This is a genomic window from Janthinobacterium sp. (assembly GCF_009923995.1).
Classification (GTDB): domain Bacteria; phylum Pseudomonadota; class Gammaproteobacteria; order Burkholderiales; family Burkholderiaceae_D; genus Janthinobacterium.
Genome location: NZ_RFSK01000006.1, coordinates 109,169 through 128,638 on the forward strand (window position 1 = coordinate 109,169; position 19,470 = coordinate 128,638).

Sequence of the window (19,470 nt, forward strand, 5' to 3'; positions counted from 1 at the left end):
TCATAGCTGGAACCTGCTGGCGCCAATGCCGGCCGGCTGCTCGCCCGTCACCAGCAATTCGCCTTCGCGCAAGCCTTGCAGCACTTCGGCATTGAGGCGGTTGCGCACGCCCACGGTGACGGCGCGCGTATCGACCTTGCCGTCGGCATCCATCACGCGGGCCGTGAACTGCCCCGGTTTCGCGCCTTCCCCGGTCGATGGTTTCAGCGCCGGCAAGGGCACGGCCAGCACGTTCTGCTTCGCCGCCGTGACGAAGACCACCTGCGCCGTCATCTGCGGCATCAGTTCGCCATCGGCGTTATCCACGTCGAACAGCACTGTATACAAGATCACCTTGCTGCTGGACGGCGCCAGTGCCGTGCCGGCGGCCGTGCCACCGGGCACCGGCGGCGCCGGCAGCACTTGCCGCACCTTGCCGCTCCAGCGCCGCTGGTCGCCGCCCAGGGTGGTGAAATACACGGGCATGTCCGGACGCACGCGGCGCACGTCCGCCTCCGACACCTCCGTCCACACCGTCATGGCCGACAGGTCGGCGATGCGCAGGATGTTCGGCGTCTGGTACGTCGCGTTCAGGGTCTGCCCTTCCTTCGCGTCCAGGCCCACGACGCTGCCGGCCATCGGCGCATAGATGCGCGTATAGCCCAGACGCGCCTCGTCCGCCTTCAGGCTGGCCTGGGTCTGGTCGATCTGCGCCTTCAGGTGGTCGATCTTGGCGGCGGCCGACGCCAGGGTGGCTTCGGCCGTTTCCAGGTCGGCCAGCGGGGTCGAGTCGAATCGCGCCATCTGCTTCTGGCGGCCATGCTGCTGGCCAGCCAGGCGGTGCTGCGCCTGCTGATCCGCCAGCTGGGCGCGCAAGCCCGCCAAGGCGGCGCGGCCCGCGTCGACCGTGGCTTGCTGCACGCTGGGGTCGATCTCGGCCAGCAGCTGGCCCTTTTCCACGGCGCTGCCGGGCTGCACGTGCAAACGCGTGATCTGGCCCGACACCTGGGCGCCCACGTCGACATAGGTTTGCGGCTGCAGGGTGCCGATGGCCGTGACGCTGGCCTCGATGTTGCCGCGCTTGACGGGAGCCGTGTCGAACACGGTTTTCGGGCCGCGCGTGGCCCACAAAGCGCTGGCGCCGAACAGCGCCAGCAGGACCACGGCGCCGAGAATGCGCGCGCGGCGGGTAGGCAGACGGGCCGCCATCAGGAAGTCGCCCTGTCAAGAGTAAAAACGTCGATCGGTGTCGCCAGGCGTGAAAAGTGCATCAGTCTATCCTTGAAATGTGCATTGCGTTCAATGCAGGAAGGTCACAAGCCCTGCCAGCGCGGCGACGGCTGCCAGCAGGGAACTACGAAACAGCAGGCGGGGTGCATAGGGCAGCAGCAGGACCACCAGCAGCGCACCTGCCGATAAAAAGCCCAGCCAGGCGACCACGCCGACGGTAGCGCTCCAGCCGGCCACGCAGGGCCAGATGGCCAGCGCCAGCAACAGCGCGCCGGTCAGCTGCAGCGCGCGCCGCACGTTCGGCGCCGCATCCCTGCCCCATACCTGGCCGTGATGGCGGTCCATCGCCAGGGACAGGCTGGCCATGCCCGCATACGCCAGGCCCAGCGCGCAAAGAATGGTATGGATCATGACTGTCCTTCCGTATTGATTTGCAGGCTGGCCGATGGCGCCGGGCCATCCTTGCCGGCAGCCTTTTTCAGCGGTTTTTCCTTGCGCTTGTGGACTTTCCACGCGCCCCAGGCGGCCAGCAGGCCGAAGGCCATGCTGCACAGCTCCACGCCGGCGCTTTCCCAGTCGCCGCGCGCAATCTGCGCCGCCAGGTTGTCGCCCGTGCTCAGCACATTCAATGCGGGCAGCAGCAGGCACAGGGCGGCCAGCAGGCACAGTTGCTCGATCCACGCGCGTTTTTCCGCGCGCAGGCAGGCATGCACCAGCATCACGAACCACACGCCGAAGAAGGCGCGCACTTCCCAGCCGGCGCGGTGCTCGATGCCGACGGAGATCAGGCGGTTGGCCCATAGGTAGCCGATACAGGCGATGGCCAGGCCGGCGATGGCGGCCACGTTCAGGCAGGCGATAATGCGGTACACGCGCTGCGTGTATGCGCCGAATTCGCCACCGGCGCGCTGGCGGCGCTTGACCATGAACAGGATGGCGCCCGTGCCCATCATGGCCGTGCCGGCCAGGCCGCACAGGAAGTACAGCCAGCGCATCGGCGTGCCGCCGAAACCGGCCATGTGCAGATTCGACATGACGATGCGCGTCAGGCCCGCGCCGCCCGTGTTCGATTCGCCCGGCTGGCGTACGGCGATCTGTTCGCCCGTGGCCAGCGCATAGCAGGCCATGCCCGTGTTGGCGCTAAGGCGCTCCATCGTGTCCGTCTCTTCATTCCAGCCGTACATGCACACGCGCATCGAGGTGTCGTTCGGATTGTCCAGCACCACGGCGCGGATTTCCTGGCCGATGGCCTGCTCGGCGCGCAGCGCGAACGGCTCCAGCGCGGGAATCGCCAGCGCCTGGCCCGTTTTCACGGGCTTGCCCGCATCGTTCCAGTCGCTCAGGAAGGCCTTCTTGCCGTTTTCCGCGCCGTATTGCGCCACCACGGGCGCCGGCACATAGTCATCGCTGTAGAAAGCCAGGCCCGTGTAGGCGATCATGAACTGGAACGGCAAGGTAAGCACGGCCACCGCGTTGTGCGCGTCGAGCCACGAGCGCTGGCCCTTGGCGGGGCGGAAGGTGAAGAAATCCTTGAAGATGCGCTTGTGCGTGATGACGCCGCTGACCAGCGCCACCAGCATGATCATGGTGGTGATGCCGACGATCCATACGCCGATGCGGCCCGCATGCAGCTCGTAGTGAAAATCGACGAAATGGTGGCCGCCGATGGTCTCGCGCTCCGTCGCGTCGCGCGCATGCTCGACGACGGCGCCCGTCAGCGGGTCCAGTTCCGCCGAGCCGTAGCCGCCGCTGGGCTGGAACCAGTAGGCGGAGAGGCCATGGCCGGGACGCTGCACGGGCCAGATTTCCCACATGTCCGCCTTCGGGTGCTCCTTGGCCATGAAGTCGAGCGCCAGTTCCAGGCGGCGGCCGCGGTCCGTGACCTTCGGCAGCGGCGGGTCGTTCGCGTGCGCCGCCTCGGCCAAAGCGTGCTCGGGCGTCATCCAGTGGCCGATGGGGTCGTCGAAGACGGCCAGGGAACCGGTCAGGAAGATGGCGAACAGCAGCCAGGAAATCCACAGGCCGCTCCACGTGTGCAGCCAGGCCATGGCCTGGCGCAAGCCGCCCTGCTGTGGCGTTTTTGCCACTTTATCGACCTTGATGGCGTTCATGCGGCACCTCGCGACAGCAGCATGCCGATGCCGCCGCACAGGATGGCCGGCAACAGCATGCCCAGCCAGGCGCGGCGCAGGTCCTGCACGGCAAAGACCCAGATGACGGCGCCGGTGTACACGATAAAAGCGCTCAGGGTGGCCGTCAGCACGGCTTCGGCGCGCGACAGGGGCAGTACGGCCGCCAGCAGGACGGCCACGCCGGACGTCAGCGCGTAGCCGCCAAAGACGGCGGCCAGCACGCGCGAAAACAGCAGCATGTTGGCGGATTTCATCGTTGTGGCGTCCCTGGGAATGGCTGTCGTGCCGGGCGGCAGACCTTGTACTTCAGATGCATCACACTGCGTCCTTCCATCAAAATTGATCGTGGCGGCGCGGCAGCCCCGGATCAAACGGGCCACGCGCCTGGTCTTCATGATTGAAACTGCGTCTCTCAACTACAGGTGCCGCGAAAATCGAAAACGGGCAGCCGGCTTGAACAAATTTTTTATCGAGGGGGCTACGGCGCCGGTTCGACGCTCACCCAGTAACGCGTGCGGCTGCGCACCTGCACCGGCAGGGAGTTGGGCAGCATGGTCAGGATGCGCTGGGTGTCGGCCAGCGGGAACACGCCCGACAGGCGCAGCCGGGCCACCGCCGGCGCGCAGTGGATGATGCCGGGGCGGTAGCGGGCCAGGTCGGCCAGGAAGTCGCCCAGGGTCACGTCGTCGACGATCAGCTGCCCGTGCGCCCACGCGTCGGCATGCGCATCGACGGCATGCGGCGTGTCCGGCGCATGCCGCGAAAACGCCACGCCGCGCCCGGCCGTCAGCCGCAGCGGGACGCCACCACCGTCGCGCGGAAGGATGTCGACGGCGCTTTCAAACACGTCCACCACGCTGCTGCCATCGTGCTGGCGCACGGAAAAACGCGTACCCAGCGCGCGCACCACGCCTTCGCGGGTGGCCACTTCCAGCGGCGCGGCGCTGCCGGCGCCGTGGCCGCTGGTAACGAGGATTTCACCGGCCAGCAGCTCGATCAGGCGGCGGCTGGCGTCGAAACGCACATTCACGGCCGACCCCGTATTCAGGCTGAGCACACTGCCATCGGCCAGTGCCACGTCGCGCCGTTCGCCCGTGGCCGTGCGGTAGTCGGCGCGCAAGGCGCGCGCGCCCTCCCAGGCATTCGTCTGCGCGGCCAGCAAGCCGCCACCGGCTGCCACGCCCAGCCAGGCCAGCAGCTGGCGCCGCCTTCCATTCGCCGTTTTCTGCGGCGTGCCGGCCAGCGCCTGCGCGGCCGCACTGCGGTGCAAGCCATCGAGCCGCTGCGACACCGCCTCGATATGCTGCCAGGCCCGCTCGTGCTCCGGGTCCTGCGCGCGCCAGCGCTGCCAGGCGGTGCGCTCGCGCTCGCCCGCTTCGTCCGACATCAGCACGGTCAGCCACTCGGCTGCCTGCTGCTGCACGTCGTCGCGGATGAGCGACGGCACCGCCGCTTCGCCCGGCGTACTCATGCCGGCAGGGAGAAAAACACCTGACGGTTGGCACGCGTCAGGTACTGCTTGACCGAGCTGGCCGACACCTGCAGGCGCGCGGCGATCTCGGCATAGCTGAGGCCTTCCAGCTGCGCCAGCAAAAAAGCCGTGCGCACGGCAGCGGGCAGGCCATCGAGGGCCGCGTCGATCTCCTGCAAGGCTTCCAGCGCCAGCAGCCGCGCTTCCGGCGCGGGCGCCACCTCGGGCGGCAGGCAGGACAGCGCCTGCAGATAGGCCTCTTCCAGCACTTGCCGGCGGTAGCGGTGCGCCACCAGGCGGCGCGCGATGGTGGCGAGAAACGGCCGCGCCTCGCGGATCTGCGGCGCCATGCCATTCGTCAGCACGCTGACGAAGGTATCTTGCGCCAGGTCCGCCGCCTCGCCCGCATTGCCCAGCTTATGCCGCAGCCAGCCCTGCAGCCAGCCATGATGGCTGCTGTAGAGCGCATGCAGTTCCTGTTGCTGGGCAAAATCGGCGGCCGACATGGCATCCCTTTCCGGTCTGGCGCGGCGCGCCCAAGAATGTAAATAAGAATTATTCTCATTTTAACCGTGTTCGTGCCATTCGTGCAATCGCAGCGTTGCCAGAAATACCAACTAATCCAAAAATGGCACGACCGCCAGGCTGTGCAGCAAGGGAACGCCGGGACCCCGCGATGGGGTAAAATGGCGCCCATCGTCCGGCTTAGCGCCTTCCCCAGTAGATGCACGCATTCCTACCGGGGCAGGTTCTTTGCGCCGCCCACTCCCAAGCTTTTCATTGCAGGTTCATCATGCTAGATAATCTCACCCAACGGCTTGCAAAAGTCGTTAAGACCATGCGCGGCGAGGCGCGCCTGACCGAAGCGAACACCGCCGACATGCTGCGCGAAGTGCGCCTGGCGCTGCTCGAAGCCGACGTCGCCCTGCCCGCCGTGCGCGAATTCATCGCCAAAGTCAAAGAAAAAGCCATGGGCGAGGACGTCATTTCCTCGCTCACGCCTGGCCAGGCCCTGGTGGGCGTGGTGCAGCGCGAGCTGGCCGCCCTGATGGGCGCCGACCTGGGACCGGAAGCGTCGCAGATCAGCTTTGCGCAGCAGCCGCCCGCCATCATCCTGATGGCCGGTCTGCAGGGTGTGGGCAAAACCACCACCGTCGGCAAGCTGGCGAAGTACCTGAAAGAAGAAAAGAAGAAGAAAGTGCTGACCGTCTCGGCCGACGTGTACCGTCCCGCCGCGATCGCCCAGCTGCAATCGGTCACCGCCCAGGTCGGCGCCGACTTCTTCCCGTCCACCAGCACGGACAAGCCCGTCGATATCGCCCTGGCCGCGCTGGACTGGGCGAAAAAGCATTACCACGACGTGCTGATCATCGATACGGCGGGCCGCCTCGGTATCGACGAAGAGATGATGCGCGAAATCGCCGCCGTCCACGGCGCCGTGAAGCCGATCGAAACCCTGTTTGTCGTCGACGCCATGCTGGGCCAGGACGCCATCAACACGGCCAAGGCCTTCAATGACGCGCTGCCGCTGACGGGTATCGTGCTGACCAAGCTCGACGGTGACGCGCGCGGCGGTGCCGCCCTGTCCGTGCGCCACATCACGGGCAAGCCGATCAAGTTTGCCGGTGTCTCGGAAAAACTCGACGGCCTGGAAGCGTTCGACCCGACCCGCATGGCCAACCGCATCCTGGGCATGGGCGACATCCTTGCCCTGGTGGAAGAGGCACGCAAGGGCGTGGACAGCAAGGCCGCGGCCGACCTGGCGCAAAAAATCAAGGTCGGCGGCAAGTTCGACATGAACGACTTCAAGGCGCAGCTGGGCCAGATGAAGAAAATGGGCGGCATGGCCAACCTGATGGACAAGCTGCCGGCCCAGTTCCAGCAGGCGGCAGGCGGCAAGAACATGGACCAGGCCGACAAACAGGTGCGCCGCATGTGCGGCATCATCGACTCGATGACGCCGCAGGAGCGCGCCAAGCCGGAACTGATCAAGGCCACGCGCAAGCGCCGCATCGCCGCCGGCGCCGGCGTGCAGGTGCAGGAAGTGAACCGCATGCTGACGCAATTCGAGCAAATGCAGACGATGATGAAGAAATTGTCGGGCGGCGGCATGATGAAGATGATGCGTTCCATGAAGGGCATGATGCCCGGCATGAGGTAGCGGAAGGCTTCAAAATCCGCTGCGCGGGGCGCTTTGCGGCCGGCGATGCTCACCGTACTACAGTACGGTTGCGCTTCTCGGCCACAAATCATCCCCGTTCGCTGTGATTTTGAAGGCCTTATTTAGGCCAGGTATCCACCTTCAACACCCCGAAAAACATCGTTCTAAATAATGCCGGATTGCATTTTCATGTGTCCGGCATCACTCTTCCCTCCCCGCGCAGTGCCCCTCCCCGCATAGCCAGCAACCATGCCATTTACGGGCAAAAACGCGCTTGCGTGCCCCCGAGCGGTGCGCCCGGGAGACAGGCGCGTCATTTCGCTGCTTTTTCCTCGTGAAAACGTGAAAAACACTTGCATACTAGGTAAATCCACACCAATATTAGCCGTGCGATTAATTGCGCAATTTCCCATGTGTTTGTTAAGGAGGCTCGAAGATGGCAACAGCCAAAAAAACCCCAGTAGCAGCGCCAGCCAAAGCAGCAGCAGCCAAGCCTGCAGCCGCCAAGAAAGCAGCACCCGCAGCCAAGGCAGCAGCCAAACCAGCAGCGGCGAAGAAAGCGGCAGCACCGGCAACACCACGCAAGCCAAACGCAGCATTCATGAAAGCAATGACGCCATCGAAAGAGCTGGCCGCCGTTGTTGGCGCAGCACCACTGCCGCGCACGGAAGTGACCAAAAAGGTATGGGATTACATCAAAAAACTCGATCTGCAAGATCCGGCCAACCGCCGCATGATCAATGCGGACGACAAGCTGAAAGCAGTTTTCGGCGGCAAAGCCCAAGTCTCCATGTTTGAAATGACGAAACTGATCTCCGATCATTTGAAATAATCAGCTATGCGCCGGCTAACACCGAGCGAGTGCCCCGCCGCATCACTGCGAGCGGGGCATTTTTTTGGGGTCAGACCCGCCGGGTCTGACCCCGGCCCTCATTTGAATTCCCACTGCCGCCACGCCGCCCGCACGGCATTCGGGTATTCGGCCCGGCCCCGGCTGCCGTTGTAGCGCCCCAGGGCCAGGTACAAATCCCCTTTTTCCATGTCCAGGTACATGCGCAGGATGGCGCAGCCATAGCGCAGATTCGTCTGCATGTGGAACAGCTTGCTGCGGTCGCTGTCGCCGATGACGCCTGTCCAGAACGGCATCACCTGCATGTAGCCGCGCGCGCCGGCCAGCGAGACGGCATATTTGCGGTAGGCCGACTCCACCTGGATCAGGCCCAGCACCAGGGCCGGCTCCAGGCCTGCGCGGCGCGACTCGTACCAGACGGTTTCCAGGAATTCCGTGCGCAGCTGCGCGTCCGGCAGCTTGCGCTGCAGGCGCGACGACATCTGCGCCAGCCATTGCTGGTAGCGCTGCAGGTCGGCGGGGGTGGAAAATTTGGGTTGCGGCGGACGCTCGTCGCGGATCGCGTGCGACAGCGCCAGGCGGACGGAGTCGGCCAGCGCCTCCTCCTTCTGGTTGCCGGCCTGCGCCGGAACAGCGCAGGCCAGGCCGGCGGCCAGCGCGAGCGCGCCAGCCACCTTGCTTACTGAAAAGCGCTTCACTGCGCCATTTTGCCCTGGATGAAGGCGACGATCTCGTCCGGCGCCACGCCGGTCGCTTCCGTATCGCGGCGGCCCTGGTATTCCAGCTTGCCTTCTTTCAGGCCCCGTTCGCCGATGACGATGCGGTGCGGCACGCCAATCAGTTCCCAGTCGGCAAACATGGCGCCTGGACGCAGGCCGCGGTCGTCGACGATGACATCCACGCCAGCGCCTTGCAGGGCCGCGTACAGCTTCTCCGTCTCTTCCTTGACCAGTTCGCTGCGGTCCATGCCCATCGGGCACAACACGACCTCGAATGGCGCGATCGACGCGGGCCAGATGATGCCCTTGTCATCGAAGTTCTGTTCGATGGCGGCGCCCAGGATGCGCGTCACGCCGATGCCGTAGCAACCCATCTGCAGCGGCGCCGGCTTGCCGTTTTCGTCGAGGAAGGTGGCTTTCATGCTTTCCGAGTACGCCGTACCCAGCTGGAACACGTGGCCCACTTCGATGCCGCGCTCGATGGCCAGCGCGCCCTGGCCGTCCGGCGACGCATCGCCGGCGACGACATTGCGCAAGTCGGCCACGATGGCTGGCTCGGCCACGTCACGGCCCCAGTTGGCGCCCGTGTAGTGGAAACCGGCGTCATTCGCACCGCAGACGAAGTCGCTCATGTGGGCGACCGTGCGGTCCGCCACCACGGTGACGGGGGCCTTGGTACCGATCGGACCCAGGTAGCCGGGGATGGTGCCGTAGACTTCCAGGATTTCCGCTTCCGTCGAGAAACGGTGACCGGCCAGGCCGGCAACCTTGCCCACCTTGATGTCGTTCAGCTCATGGTCGCCGCGCAGCAGCAGCATGAAGTGCTGTTTCGTCACTTTCTCGTCCTTGCCCGTCGTTTCCACCGTCAGGGCGATGGTTTTCACGGTGTGCGACAAATCAATGCCCAGCAGGGCCGCCACGGTTTCGCACTTGACGGTGTCCGGCGTGGCCGTTTTCGTCAGCGCCTGGGCGGCGGCCGGGCGCTCGCCCGCTGGCGGCAGCGCTTCGGCCGCTTCCATGTTGGCCGCGTAATCGGAGGTCGGGCAGTACACGAGCGCATCTTCGCCCGTGTGGGCGATGACGTGGAATTCATGCGAACCGGAACCGCCGATGGCACCGTTGTCGGCCGCCACGGCGCGGAATTTCAGCCCGAAACGCGTGAAGATGCGCGTGTAGGCGTCAAACATGATCTTGTACGACGCCTGCATGCCGGCCAGGTCGCGGTCGAACGAATACGCGTCCTTCATGGTGAATTCGCGGCCGCGCATCAGGCCGAAGCGGGGGCGGCGCTCGTCGCGGAACTTGGTCTGGATGTGATAAAAATTCAACGGCAACTGGCGGTAGGACTTGATTTCCGTACGCACGACGTCCGTGATGACTTCTTCCGACGTCGGCTGGATCGCGTATTCGCGGCCGTGACGGTCTTTCACGCGCATCAGTTCGTCGCCCATCTTGGTCCAGCGGCCCGTCTCCTGCCACAGTTCGGCCGGCTGCACGAGCGGCATCAGCAGTTCGATGGCGGCGGCCTTGTTCATCTCGTCACGGATGATGGCTTCCACCTTGCGGATCACGCGCAGGCCCATCGGCATGTAGGTATAGATGCCGGAACCGAGGCGTTTGATCATGCCTGCACGCATCATCAATTGGTGGCTGACGATTTCCGCGTCAGAAGGTGCATCTTTAAGTGTGGAAATAAAAAAACGGGAGGCGCGCATAACGGTGAATTCTTTTTAAAAAGAGAGGGTTATAATCAACCTAATTTTAAAGGATTAGCTGGCTGATGCGTCCATACTTTACACAAATGCGCTCAATTGGTGCGATTCCGGCGCTTTTCGCACCCCGAAAAGGTGGCCGGCTTGCGGAGTTGTGGGTAATTATGTAAAAAAAGACGCACTGTCGCAGAAAGTTTGAGGTGCATTATGCTCGACCGTGAAGGGTTTCGGCCCAACGTCGGCATCATCCTGCTAAACGCCCAGAACGAGGTGTGGTGGGGCAAGCGGGTGCGCGAGCACTCATGGCAGTTTCCGCAAGGCGGTATCAAATATGGCGAAACACCGGAACAAGCCATGTTTCGCGAACTTGAAGAGGAAATCGGACTCAGACAGGAACACGTCAAAATTGTCGGCCGCACCCGCGACTGGCTGCGCTATGAAGTGCCAGACCACTTCATCAAGCGCGAGATTCGCGGCCATTACCGTGGCCAGAAGCAGATTTGGTTTCTGCTGAGAATGTGCGCGCGCGACAACGACGTCAATCTGCGCCTGACCGACCATCCCGAGTTCGACGCCTGGCGCTGGCATGAATACTGGGTCCCGCTCGATGTCGTGATTGAATTTAAACGCGATGTGTACCAGCGCGCCTTGCAGGAGCTGTCCCGCTTCCTGACCTGGCCCGTGCATGGCAACGCACAGCAGCAGCACCGCCACACCTCGCGCTACCTGCGCCAGCCGCACGCGCCGCGGGCACAGGACGCCACGGCCGTGGCCAAGCCGTGCGACGGCCCGGATGCCGACGCACGCGCGCCGGAGCTGATTTTGCCTGGCAAGGGGTAGTCCACCGCAATGAACGCACTCTCCCACGCAAAAGGGGCAGCCTGACCAGGCTGCCCCTTTTTTCATTCCGGTAGGAAATTTCCCTGCCGGAACCGTCAACTTAGTTGCTTGCCGGCGCAGCCGCGGCAGCGGGAACGTCCAGGGTGAAGGCTTTCAAGCCCAGGATGTCGCTGCTGTAGTGGCGGATCTTGTTGGCCAGGGCCGGATCGCTGTTCAGCTTTTGGCCGTACGACGGCACCATTTCCACCATCTTCGCCTGCCATTCCGGCGTCGCCAGGCGGCTCTTGAACGCCGTCTGCAGCACCTTGATCATGATCGGCGGCGCGGTCGAGGCACCAGGCGAAGCGCCCAGCAGGGCAACGATGCTGCCATCGGCGGCGCCGACGACTTCCGTGCCGAACTGCAGCAAGCCACCCTTGACCGGGTCATCCTTGACGATCTGCACGCGCTGGCCAGCGTTTTGCAGAGTCCAGTCTTCCATCTTGGCATTCGGCAAGTATTCGCGCAGGGTGGCCAGGCGGTCTTCCGGCGTGTTCATCACTTGCTGCACCAGATACTTCGTCAGTGGAATATTGTCGTAGCCCGCCTGCAGCATGGGCTTGACGTTGCCGCTGCCGATCGAGGCTGGCAAGTCGATCCAAGAACCGTTTTTCAGGAACTTGGTCGAGAAGGTGGCAAACGGGCCGAACAGCAGGGCTTTCTTGCCATCGATGATGCGCGTGTCCAGATGCGGCACGGACATCGGCGGCGAACCGACGGACGCCTTGCCGTAGACCTTGGCCGCATGCGCCGCCACCAGTTCCGGATTGGTCGTCACCAGCCATTGGCCGCCGACCGGCACGCCGCCGTAGCCCTTGGCTTCAGGAATGCCCGATTTTTCCAGCAGCGGCAGCGAACCGCCGCCCGCGCCGATGAAGACGAACTTGGCGCGCACATTCTTTTCCTGGCCGTCGGCCAGGTTTTTCACCTTGACGTTCCACACGCCATCGGCGCCGCGCTGGATGTCTTCCACCTGGTGACGCAGGTGCAAGGCCATGCCATGGCTGTCCGTCAGGTATTTGACGAGGCCGCGCGTGAGATTGCCGAAATTGACGTCGGTGCCGATGTCCATGCGCGTTGCCGCCACTTTCTGGCCCTTGTCGCGGCCTTGCATGACCAGCGGCGCCCATTGCGCGATCTGCGCCTGGTCTTCCGAGTACAGCATGCCTTTGAACAAGTTCTGCTTTTGCAGCGCGTCATAGCGCTTGTGCAGGAATGCAATATTGGCATCGCCCCACACAAAGCTCATGTGCGGCACGTTGTTGATGAAGGTTTGCGGCGCGCCCAGGTGCTTGTTGGCCACCTGGTAGGCCCAGAATTGCTTGGAAATTTCGAATTGCTCGTTGATTTCGACGGCTTTCTTCGTCTCGATGCTGCCATCGGCCGCTTCCGGCGTGTAGTTCAGTTCGGCAAACGCCGAGTGGCCCGTACCCGCGTTGTTCATCGCGTCCGAGCTTTCGGCAGCCACGGAATCGAGGCGCTCGTACATTTCCATCGTCAGCGACGGGTCGAGTTCCTTGAGCATGCTGCCCAGGGTGGCGCTCATGGTGCCGGCGCCGATCAGCAGCACGTCGACCGGCTTTTCAGACGAGGCCGGCGGGGTCTTGTTACATGCCGCCAGGATCAGGCACGACATCAAAAGTAATAGCGATTTACGCATACGTAACTCCATTGAGGGATACTGAAGGATGATTCTTGTGCGCCACCGCGACGGCACCATCGCTGCAGCCAATGCAAACAGTCCGCCATCCGGAACGCCAGGACGGCCGGAAAGGTGTAGGGCGATGGTGTCAGGCATGCTGCCGCGCTCCGGTTGGATGGGGAGCGAGTACGGGTGGCAACGGTGCGGGCAATGGACGGCGCGACATCGTTGTCGGCCGAAAACCGGCAATGAAATCGCCGTCCTGTCCAGTGCAAATATCAAGAGCGGCGATTTTATCACCGTTATTTGGCGCCGCCGGGGCGCGGGGATCGTGGATAATACTTACTGCAAGGTATTAAATTTCGGTAACTATCGGGTCATGGAGCGGGACGGACAGCATAAAAAAGGCCTGCGGCTGCCCACTATTTGCCTACGCGTTACAATGCCGGCTGCCCTTCAGCCATCCATCCAGCCAGAATACTCAGCCATGTTCAACCCCTCTTCCGACGATGTACGCCGTTTCTTTTGCGAAACATTGCGCAAGCACCGAGCCCACGAAATCCTCACGCCCATGGAAGCCATCGCGCTCGACTGGATCCTGGAACACCCCGAATACGAAAACGAACTCGCCGACGTGGAAGCGGCGCTGGCGCGCGATTACTCCGTCGAAGGGGGCCAGGCCAATCCCTTCCTGCACCTGTCCATGCACCTGTCGATCACGGAACAGGTGCAGGTGGACCAGCCGCGCGGCATCCGCCCGGCCGTGCAACAGCTGACGCAGCGCCTCGATTCGGCCCATGCGGCCCACCACGAGGTGATGGAATGCCTGGGCCAGATGATCTGGGCTTCGCAGCGCTCGGGCTTGCCGCCGGACACGGACGCCTATATCGACTGCGTACGGCGCCGCTGATCAGGTAGTATCATGTTGCCAAGAAACTCATCAATTGAAGGATATCTTGGCCCATCACACCATTCTTGTACTAGGCGGCTACGGTTTTTTCGGCACGCGCATTTGCCAGGCGCTGGCCGGCAACAAAGATATCCACCTGCTGGTGGCCGGGCGCGACGCCGCCAGGGCCGGAGCATTGGCGGCGCAATTGGGCTTGCCGCCGCAGCAGGCGCTGGCGCTCGATGCGCAGGCGCCTGATCTGGCGCGGCGCCTGGCCGAACTGGGCGTCGATACGCTGATCCATACCGCCGGCCCCTTCCAGGGCCAGGATTACCGCGTCGCCTGCGCGGCGATCGACGCCGGCGCCAACTACATCGACCTGGCGGACGGCCGCGATTTTGTCGCCGGCATTACCCGCCTCGACGAGCGGGCGCGCCAGCGCGACGTCTTCGTCACCAGCGGCGCCAGCTCGCTGCCGGCGCTCTCGTCGGCCGTGGTGGACCGCTACCTGCCGCGTTTTCGCCAGCTGACATCGGTCCGCCACGGCATCGCCTCCGGCGCCCGCGCGCCGGGCATCGCCACCATGGCTGGCATCTTCTCGTATTGCGGCAAACCATTCCAGCGCCTCGTCGCCGGCTCCCAGGAAACCACGCATGGCTGGCTAGACCTGAAGCGCCACCGCTTTGCCGCGCCCGTGGGACGACGCTTGCTGGGCAGCTGCGACGTGCCCGACCTGGCGCTGTTCCCGCAACGCTATCCTGGCCTCGAGACCGTCACCTTTCACGCCGGTTTTGCCGGCGCACCCGGCCACCTGTTCGTCTGGGCCGCCGCGCAGCTGGTGCGGCTGGGCCTGTTACGCAGCCTGCTATCGCTGGTCCAGCCGCTGCACGCCATCAGCAAGCGGGTGGAACCGCTGGTCAGCGACAAGGGCGCGATGTTCGTGACGATGCAAGGCGTGGGACTGGATGGATGGCCCTTGGCGTTGACATGGCAGTTGCTGGCGGCGCAAAATCACGGTCCGCATATCCCCTGCGGCGCGGCGATCGCGCTGGCGAACCGCCTGGCCAGCGCCACCAGCGGCGGCGTACCGTTGCCGCGCGGCGCCACGCCCTGCGTCGGCCTGCTCACGGTAGAAGCTTACCTGGCCGCGCTACAAGGCTATGATGTGACCGAGGTACCGGCATGAGCTGGTATCTGTTCGTCAAATGGCTGCACATCCTCAGCGCCACGATCCTGTTTGGCACCGGCATCGGCATCGCCTTCTTCAAATGGATCAATGATCGGGGCGGCGAGGTGCGCGCGATCCGCCTGTCGGCCGAAAAGACGGTGCTGGCCGACTGGCTGTTCACCACGCCAGCCGTCATTGTCCAGCCGCTGTCCGGGCTGGCGCTGGCGCATCTGGCCGGCTATCCGATCCTGTCCGGCTGGGTCCTCGCCTCGATGCTGCTGTATGCGCTGGCTGGCGCCTGCTGGCTGCCCGTGGTGTGGCTGCAGATCCGCATGCGCAGCCTGGCCCGCCTGGCCGATGATACGGGCACGCCGCTGCCGCGCCTGTACTGGATCTATGCGCGCTGCTGGTTCTGGCTCGGCGTGCCGGCATTTTTCGCCCTCATGCTGGTCTACTGGCTGATGGTGGCCAAGCCCGCGCCATGACGCCGGCGAACCTGCGCCGGCTGTACTGGACCCTGCGCCTCGGCATGGCCTTCATCTGGCTCTGGACGGCGCTCGTCTCCTGGTACCTGTATCCGCATGCCGAATCGCTCGCCTGGCTGCGCCGCAGCGGCGTCACGCTGCATACCGAGCAAGTGTTTGCCGCCTCCTGCCTGGCCGACCTGGCCATGGGCATCGCCTCGCTGCTGCACGCCCGGCCGTGGCTGTGGTGGATGCAGTGCGCTCTGGTGGCCGGCTATTCGCTGGTGATCGCCGTCTTCCTGCCGGAATTCCTGATCCACCCTTTCGGGCCGCTGACGAAAAACATCCCGCTGGTCACCGGCCTCGTATTTCTGGCACTGTATGAAAAAAGCCACGGCTAGCGTGGCTTCGGGACCGGGATCAGCACGGATCAGCGGTGGATGACCAGGGTCGTCGGCAGACTGTGGAAATAGGCGGCCAGGTCCTTGATGTCCTGGTTGCTCAGCGGTTTCACCTGGCCCGTCATGATGGCGTTGTTGCGGCCGTTGGCCTTGTCGCCCCGCTTGTAGGCGGTGAGCGCATGCTCCAGGTAATCCTTGTGCTGGCCCGCCAGCTTCGGATACGACGGGTCGATGGGCGAGCCATAATCCTTGCCGTGGCAAGTGGCGCAGCTGTATTTTTCCGCCAGGGCCTTGCCCGTGTTGATATTGCCGGCGGCGCCGGCGCCGAACGAAACGGTGGCGCAAACGAGGGAGGCGAGTAGTTTTTTCATCTGGCTGGTCCTCAGTTCGGCTTGGCTTGTTGCGAATAATAGGCGGCGACATCGGCAATGTCCTGGTCCGACAGGCTGCTGGCGATGCCCTTCATGCTGGGGTGTTTGCGGTCGCCCTTCTTGTAGGCCTGCAGCGCATTCTCGATATATTTCGCCGACTGGCCGCCGATCATGGGCACCTGGAACACTTCGGGGAAGGTCGCCTTGTAGCCCGGAATGCCATGGCAACCGATGCACATTTCCACCTTGGCAGTGGCTGCCTTGGCGTTTCCTACAATGTCAGCCGCTGTGACGGCATTGGCGATGCCGGCAAGCACGAGAAGTGCAAATATTTTTTTCATAGTGGCAAAGTGAACAAAGGTAATCGGAGAAACGCAAAGGCTGGTTTTTTTTGATCTTATGTGTTGACAATTAAGGTTGACAATTAATCTTCTGCTTGCCGATTCTAACCAAGATATTCTTGCAAGTCCACCTACAAAAAAGCCACTGTCGGCATGCGGGCACAAGCCACCGGCGTGACGGTGCGCGGCAGTTCTGTTTATACTCACCGTTTCCCGACTTTGGCAGACCGTTCATGCAAACACCGCACCCCCAGCAAGGCCAACGCTTCGAAGGTTCCGACAGCTATGTCGCCACCGCCGACCTGAAACTGGCCGTGAATGCGGCGCTGACCCTGCAGCGCCCCCTGCTGATCAAGGGCGAACCGGGCACGGGCAAGACCATGCTGGCCGAGGAAGTGGCCGCCGCGCTGAACATGCCGCTGATGCAATGGCATATCAAATCGACCACCAAGGCGCAGCAGGGACTGTACGAATACGATGCCGTCTCGCGCCTGCGCGATTCGCAACTGGGCGACGAGCGCGTGCGCGACATCCAGAATTACATCGTCAAGGGCGTGCTGTGGCAGGCGTTTACGGCACCCGAGCCGGTGGTGCTGCTGATCGACGAGATCGACAAGGCCGACATCGAATTCCCCAACGACCTGCTGCGCGAACTGGACCGCATGGAATTCTACGTCTACGAAACGCGCGAAATGGTCACGGCGCGCCACCGCCCGCTCGTCATCATCACCTCGAACAACGAGAAGGAATTGCCGGACGCATTCCTGCGCCGCTGCTTCTTCCATTACATCAAATTCCCGGACAAGGACACGATGGAACAGATCGTCGCCGTCCATTACCCGCACCTGAAGCAGGAACTGCTGGCACAGGCGCTGCAAACCTTCTACGAAGTGCGCGACGTGCCGGGCCTGAAGAAAAAGCCCTCGACGTCGGAATTCCTCGACTGGCTGAAACTCCTGCTGGCCGAGGACATTCCCGCCGAAGCATTGCGCAGCAAGGACAACAAGGCCGTCGTGCCGCCCCTGCATGGCGCGCTGCTGAAAAACGAGCAGGACGTGCACCTGTTCGAGCGCCTGATGTTCATGTCCCGCACCAACCGTTAAGGAGCGCCGGTGAACGACATCAGCCCTGACAACGTCTTCGTCCCCCTGGAACTGCACGGCATCCGCCTCGAAGCGCTGGCGCCGCACCACGCGCCTGGCCTGCGCGCGGCAGCCATGGACGGCGAACTGTGGAACCTGCGCGTGACGTCCGTTCCCGAGCCCGAACAGGTGGAACAGTACATCTTCAAGGGCATCGAAATGCGTCCCTCGCGCTTCGCCTTTGCCGTCATCGACGTGGCCAGCGGCGAGGTACTCGGCACCACCAGCTATCACGACGTGGTGCCGGAGATCAAACGCCTGGAAATCGGCTACACCTGGTATGCGAAGCGCTGCCAGCGCAGCCACGTCAACACTACCTGCAAATTGCTGCTACTGGCACACGCCTTCGACACCCTCGGCTACGCGCTGGTGGGCCTGCGCACCGATAACTTCAACCACGCTTCCCAGGCGGCCATCGAGCGCCTGGGCGCAAAAAAGGATGGCGTGCTGCGCCACCATGCGCTGCGCCGCGACGGCACCGTGCGCGACACGGTGATGTACAGCATCGCACGGGGCGAGTGGCCGGAGATCGCCGCGCACCTGCGCTACAAGCTGGCGCAGCGGCCGATTCAAGCGCTGCCGCGCGCGGCAGAGGCGCCGCCATGCTGATCGATTTCCTCTTCACGCTCAAGGACGCGAAGATACCCGTCTCGATCAAGGAATTTTTGACCTTGCTCGAGGCACTGCAAAAGAACGTCATCGAGGCGTCGATGGATGATTTTTATTATCTGTCGCGCCTGACCCTGGTCAAGGATGAAGCGCATTTCGACAAGTTCGACCGCGCCTTTGCGCAGTATTTCAAGGGCGTCAACGCGGCTTTCGACACGAATGCGGCAATTCCGCTGGACTGGCTGCTCAAGCGCATGCAGCGCGAGCTGTCCGAGGAACAGAAGGCGCAGCTGGAAAAATTCGGCTACGACAAGCTGATGGACCGCCTCAACGAGCTGCTGAAGGAGCAAAAAGAGCGCCACGAAGGCGGCAGCAAGTGGATCGGCACGGGTGGTACTTCACCGTTCGGCAACGGCGGCACGAATCCGGAAGGCATCCGCATCGGCGGCAAGGGCGGCAACCGCACGGCCGTCAAAGTGTGGGAAGCGCGCAGCTACCAGGATTATGACGGCGAACGCGAACTGGGCACGCGCAACCTGAAGGTGGCGCTGCGCCGCCTGCGCAAGTTCGCGCGTGAAGGCGCGGAAGATGAACTGGCGCTGGACGCCACCATCGCCGCCACGGCCAACAACGCGGGCTATCTCGACATCAAGATGCGCCCTGAGCGCAAGAACCGCATCAAGGTGCTGATGCTGTTCGACGTGGGCGGCAGCATGGACGACCATATCGAGCGCACGGAAGAACTGTTCTCGGCGGCGAAGACGGAATTCAAGAACATGGAGTTCTTCTACTTCCATAACTGCGTCTACGACACGCTGTGGAAGAACAACCGGCGCCGCCACGCCGAACGTTTCCCCACCTGGGACGTGCTGCGCAAATACCCGCCCGACACCAAGCTCATTTTCGTCGGCGACGCCACCATGAGTCCCTATGAAATCCTGCAGCCGGGCGGCTCCGTGGAGTATAACAACGAGGAAGCGGGCTCCGTCTGGCTGGCGCGCTTTACCAGCGCCTTCCCGAAATTCATCTGGCTCAATCCCGAATCCGAAGGCCTGTGGCAGTACCGCCAATCCATCGGCGTGATGCGCCAGTTGATGAACGACCGCATGTTCCCCCTGTCGATCGATGGACTGGAACGGGGCATGCGTTTGCTCAGTAAATAAAGACGCGCAACAAAAAGTCCATGGCGGCATGCCGCCGCCATGTCGTACACTGCGGGACAGAACCACCGCGGAGCTTCTCCGCTGCGGGTGCGCGCCATCGATACTGGCAAGCCCGCCCTGCTGCATCTTGTGCGCGGCCGCCATGGC

General features: G+C 63.5%; 21 protein-coding genes. 10 read left to right on the forward strand and 11 right to left on the reverse strand.

The annotated features are described in order from the left end of the window. The 6 genes from EBS11_RS05025 to EBS11_RS05050 form a co-directional block, all read right to left on the reverse strand. Positions 1-1,188 carry an efflux RND transporter periplasmic adaptor subunit gene (locus EBS11_RS05025; RefSeq protein WP_290601001.1) on the reverse strand — a complete coding sequence of 396 codons (1,188 nt, stop codon included), beginning with the start codon at positions 1,186-1,188 and terminating at the stop codon, positions 1-3. Positions 1,189-1,278: 90 nt separating this feature from the next. Next, complete coding sequence (locus tag EBS11_RS05030; protein WP_290601003.1) at positions 1,279-1,620, reverse strand: DUF3325 domain-containing protein; 342 nt, start codon at positions 1,618-1,620, stop codon at positions 1,279-1,281. Next, on the reverse strand, positions 1,617-3,320 hold the full coding sequence (locus EBS11_RS05035) for a PepSY-associated TM helix domain-containing protein (RefSeq protein ID WP_290601005.1): 1,704 nt from the start codon (positions 3,318-3,320) through the stop codon (positions 1,617-1,619). The genes EBS11_RS05030 and EBS11_RS05035 overlap by 4 nt, the downstream gene beginning before the upstream one ends. Beyond that, on the reverse strand, positions 3,317-3,595 hold the full coding sequence (locus EBS11_RS05040) for a hypothetical protein (protein ID WP_290601007.1): 279 nt from the start codon (positions 3,593-3,595) through the stop codon (positions 3,317-3,319). The genes EBS11_RS05035 and EBS11_RS05040 overlap by 4 nt, the downstream gene beginning before the upstream one ends. Positions 3,596-3,819: 224 nt before the next feature. Continuing rightward, the gene (locus EBS11_RS05045) at positions 3,820-4,812 is read right to left on the reverse strand and encodes a FecR domain-containing protein (protein WP_290601008.1); all 993 of its coding nucleotides are present in this window, start codon (positions 4,810-4,812) and stop codon (positions 3,820-3,822) included. Next, positions 4,809-5,318: a sigma-70 family RNA polymerase sigma factor gene (locus EBS11_RS05050; protein WP_290601009.1), complete on the reverse strand. Its 510-nt coding sequence runs from the start codon at positions 5,316-5,318 to the stop codon at positions 4,809-4,811. Before EBS11_RS05050 ends, EBS11_RS05045 begins: the two co-directional genes overlap by 4 nt. A gap of 287 nt (positions 5,319-5,605) precedes the next feature. Here EBS11_RS05050 and ffh point away from each other — a divergent pair, with 287 nt between their 5' ends. After that, positions 5,606-6,973 carry a signal recognition particle protein gene (ffh, locus tag EBS11_RS05055; protein ID WP_034746567.1) on the forward strand — a complete coding sequence of 456 codons (1,368 nt, stop codon included), beginning with the start codon at positions 5,606-5,608 and terminating at the stop codon, positions 6,971-6,973. Between the two features lie 436 nt (positions 6,974-7,409). Next, positions 7,410-7,805: an SWIB/MDM2 domain-containing protein gene (locus tag EBS11_RS05060; RefSeq protein WP_071653383.1), complete on the forward strand. Its 396-nt coding sequence runs from the start codon at positions 7,410-7,412 to the stop codon at positions 7,803-7,805. Between the two features lie 98 nt (positions 7,806-7,903). Here the strand turns inward: EBS11_RS05060 and EBS11_RS05065 are convergent, their stop codons facing one another. Beyond that, positions 7,904-8,497, reverse strand: coding sequence for a lytic transglycosylase domain-containing protein (locus EBS11_RS05065; protein ID WP_290601015.1), 594 nt, complete (start codon positions 8,495-8,497; stop codon positions 7,904-7,906). A gap of 20 nt (positions 8,498-8,517) precedes the next feature. Then, positions 8,518-10,257: a proline--tRNA ligase gene (locus EBS11_RS05070; protein ID WP_290601016.1), complete on the reverse strand. Its 1,740-nt coding sequence runs from the start codon at positions 10,255-10,257 to the stop codon at positions 8,518-8,520. A 204-nt stretch (positions 10,258-10,461) separates the two neighbouring features. Between EBS11_RS05070 and EBS11_RS05075 the strand changes: the two genes are divergently transcribed. After that, positions 10,462-11,094 (forward strand): RNA pyrophosphohydrolase, encoded by a 633-nt coding sequence (locus tag EBS11_RS05075; RefSeq protein WP_290601017.1) that lies wholly within the window; start codon positions 10,462-10,464, stop codon positions 11,092-11,094. A gap of 100 nt (positions 11,095-11,194) precedes the next feature. On the opposite strand, the gene mqo is transcribed toward EBS11_RS05075, so the two are convergent. Beyond that, complete coding sequence (gene mqo, locus EBS11_RS05080) at positions 11,195-12,793, reverse strand: malate dehydrogenase (quinone) (protein ID WP_290601018.1); 1,599 nt, start codon at positions 12,791-12,793, stop codon at positions 11,195-11,197. A 469-nt stretch (positions 12,794-13,262) separates the two neighbouring features. Here mqo and EBS11_RS05085 point away from each other — a divergent pair, with 469 nt between their 5' ends. The 4 genes from EBS11_RS05085 to EBS11_RS05100 are packed head-to-tail and all read left to right on the forward strand — an operon-like array spanning position 13,263 to position 15,697. Further along, positions 13,263-13,685 carry a DUF1841 family protein gene (locus EBS11_RS05085; RefSeq protein WP_131373609.1) on the forward strand — a complete coding sequence of 141 codons (423 nt, stop codon included), beginning with the start codon at positions 13,263-13,265 and terminating at the stop codon, positions 13,683-13,685. 46 nt (positions 13,686-13,731) lie between these two features. Then, a complete protein-coding gene (locus EBS11_RS05090; RefSeq protein ID WP_290601019.1) occupies positions 13,732-14,850 on the forward strand; it encodes a saccharopine dehydrogenase NADP-binding domain-containing protein in 1,119 nt (372 codons plus the stop codon). Next, entirely contained in the window at positions 14,847-15,317 is a 471-nt protein-coding gene (locus tag EBS11_RS05095) for a DUF2269 domain-containing protein (protein WP_290601020.1), read from the forward strand. The genes EBS11_RS05090 and EBS11_RS05095 overlap by 4 nt, the downstream gene beginning before the upstream one ends. Continuing rightward, complete coding sequence (locus tag EBS11_RS05100) at positions 15,314-15,697, forward strand: DoxX-like family protein (protein WP_290601021.1); 384 nt, start codon at positions 15,314-15,316, stop codon at positions 15,695-15,697. The genes EBS11_RS05095 and EBS11_RS05100 overlap by 4 nt, the downstream gene beginning before the upstream one ends. Positions 15,698-15,726: 29 nt before the next feature. On the opposite strand, the gene EBS11_RS05105 is transcribed toward EBS11_RS05100, so the two are convergent. Then, positions 15,727-16,068, reverse strand: coding sequence for a cytochrome c (locus EBS11_RS05105; RefSeq protein WP_290601022.1), 342 nt, complete (start codon positions 16,066-16,068; stop codon positions 15,727-15,729). A gap of 11 nt (positions 16,069-16,079) precedes the next feature. After that, entirely contained in the window at positions 16,080-16,409 is a 330-nt protein-coding gene (locus EBS11_RS05110) for a cytochrome c (protein WP_076566305.1), read from the reverse strand. Positions 16,410-16,642: 233 nt separating this feature from the next. On the opposite strand from EBS11_RS05110, the gene EBS11_RS05115 reads away from it, so the two are divergent. From EBS11_RS05115 to EBS11_RS05125, 3 genes are read left to right on the forward strand one after another with little or no spacing between them, the layout of a single operon-like run. After that, positions 16,643-17,512: a MoxR family ATPase gene (locus tag EBS11_RS05115; protein ID WP_290601023.1), complete on the forward strand. Its 870-nt coding sequence runs from the start codon at positions 16,643-16,645 to the stop codon at positions 17,510-17,512. Positions 17,513-17,521: 9 nt separating this feature from the next. Beyond that, positions 17,522-18,160 (forward strand): GNAT family protein, encoded by a 639-nt coding sequence (locus tag EBS11_RS05120; protein ID WP_290601024.1) that lies wholly within the window; start codon positions 17,522-17,524, stop codon positions 18,158-18,160. Continuing rightward, positions 18,154-19,323 carry a hypothetical protein gene (locus tag EBS11_RS05125; protein WP_290601025.1) on the forward strand — a complete coding sequence of 390 codons (1,170 nt, stop codon included), beginning with the start codon at positions 18,154-18,156 and terminating at the stop codon, positions 19,321-19,323. The genes EBS11_RS05120 and EBS11_RS05125 overlap by 7 nt, the downstream gene beginning before the upstream one ends. Positions 19,324-19,470: the final 147 nt, after the last annotated feature.

What these genes read in the sequence shown, in the direction of transcription:
- EBS11_RS05100 (WP_290601021.1), top strand. Translation starts at nt 15,314, where the DNA reads ATGACGCCGGCGAACCTGCGCCGGCTGTACTGGACCCTGCGCCTCGGC.
- EBS11_RS05045 (WP_290601008.1), bottom strand. Translation starts at nt 4,812, where the DNA reads ATGAGTACGCCGGGCGAAGCGGCGGTGCCGTCGCTCATCCGCGACGAC.
- EBS11_RS05110 (WP_076566305.1), bottom strand. Translation starts at nt 16,409, where the DNA reads ATGAAAAAAATATTTGCACTTCTCGTGCTTGCCGGCATCGCCAATGCC.
- EBS11_RS05060 (WP_071653383.1), top strand. Translation starts at nt 7,410, where the DNA reads ATGGCAACAGCCAAAAAAACCCCAGTAGCAGCGCCAGCCAAAGCAGCA.
- EBS11_RS05085 (WP_131373609.1), top strand. Translation starts at nt 13,263, where the DNA reads ATGTTCAACCCCTCTTCCGACGATGTACGCCGTTTCTTTTGCGAAACA.
- EBS11_RS05040 (WP_290601007.1), bottom strand. Translation starts at nt 3,595, where the DNA reads ATGAAATCCGCCAACATGCTGCTGTTTTCGCGCGTGCTGGCCGCCGTC.
- EBS11_RS05070 (WP_290601016.1), bottom strand. Translation starts at nt 10,257, where the DNA reads ATGCGCGCCTCCCGTTTTTTTATTTCCACACTTAAAGATGCACCTTCT.
- mqo (WP_290601018.1), bottom strand. Translation starts at nt 12,793, where the DNA reads ATGCGTAAATCGCTATTACTTTTGATGTCGTGCCTGATCCTGGCGGCA.
- EBS11_RS05035 (WP_290601005.1), bottom strand. Translation starts at nt 3,320, where the DNA reads ATGAACGCCATCAAGGTCGATAAAGTGGCAAAAACGCCACAGCAGGGC.
- EBS11_RS05025 (WP_290601001.1), bottom strand. Translation starts at nt 1,188, where the DNA reads ATGGCGGCCCGTCTGCCTACCCGCCGCGCGCGCATTCTCGGCGCCGTG.
- EBS11_RS05050 (WP_290601009.1), bottom strand. Translation starts at nt 5,318, where the DNA reads ATGTCGGCCGCCGATTTTGCCCAGCAACAGGAACTGCATGCGCTCTAC.
- EBS11_RS05075 (WP_290601017.1), top strand. Translation starts at nt 10,462, where the DNA reads ATGCTCGACCGTGAAGGGTTTCGGCCCAACGTCGGCATCATCCTGCTA.
- EBS11_RS05105 (WP_290601022.1), bottom strand. Translation starts at nt 16,068, where the DNA reads ATGAAAAAACTACTCGCCTCCCTCGTTTGCGCCACCGTTTCGTTCGGC.
- ffh (WP_034746567.1), top strand. Translation starts at nt 5,606, where the DNA reads ATGCTAGATAATCTCACCCAACGGCTTGCAAAAGTCGTTAAGACCATG.
- EBS11_RS05125 (WP_290601025.1), top strand. Translation starts at nt 18,154, where the DNA reads ATGCTGATCGATTTCCTCTTCACGCTCAAGGACGCGAAGATACCCGTC.
- EBS11_RS05030 (WP_290601003.1), bottom strand. Translation starts at nt 1,620, where the DNA reads ATGATCCATACCATTCTTTGCGCGCTGGGCCTGGCGTATGCGGGCATG.
- EBS11_RS05115 (WP_290601023.1), top strand. Translation starts at nt 16,643, where the DNA reads ATGCAAACACCGCACCCCCAGCAAGGCCAACGCTTCGAAGGTTCCGAC.
- EBS11_RS05095 (WP_290601020.1), top strand. Translation starts at nt 14,847, where the DNA reads ATGAGCTGGTATCTGTTCGTCAAATGGCTGCACATCCTCAGCGCCACG.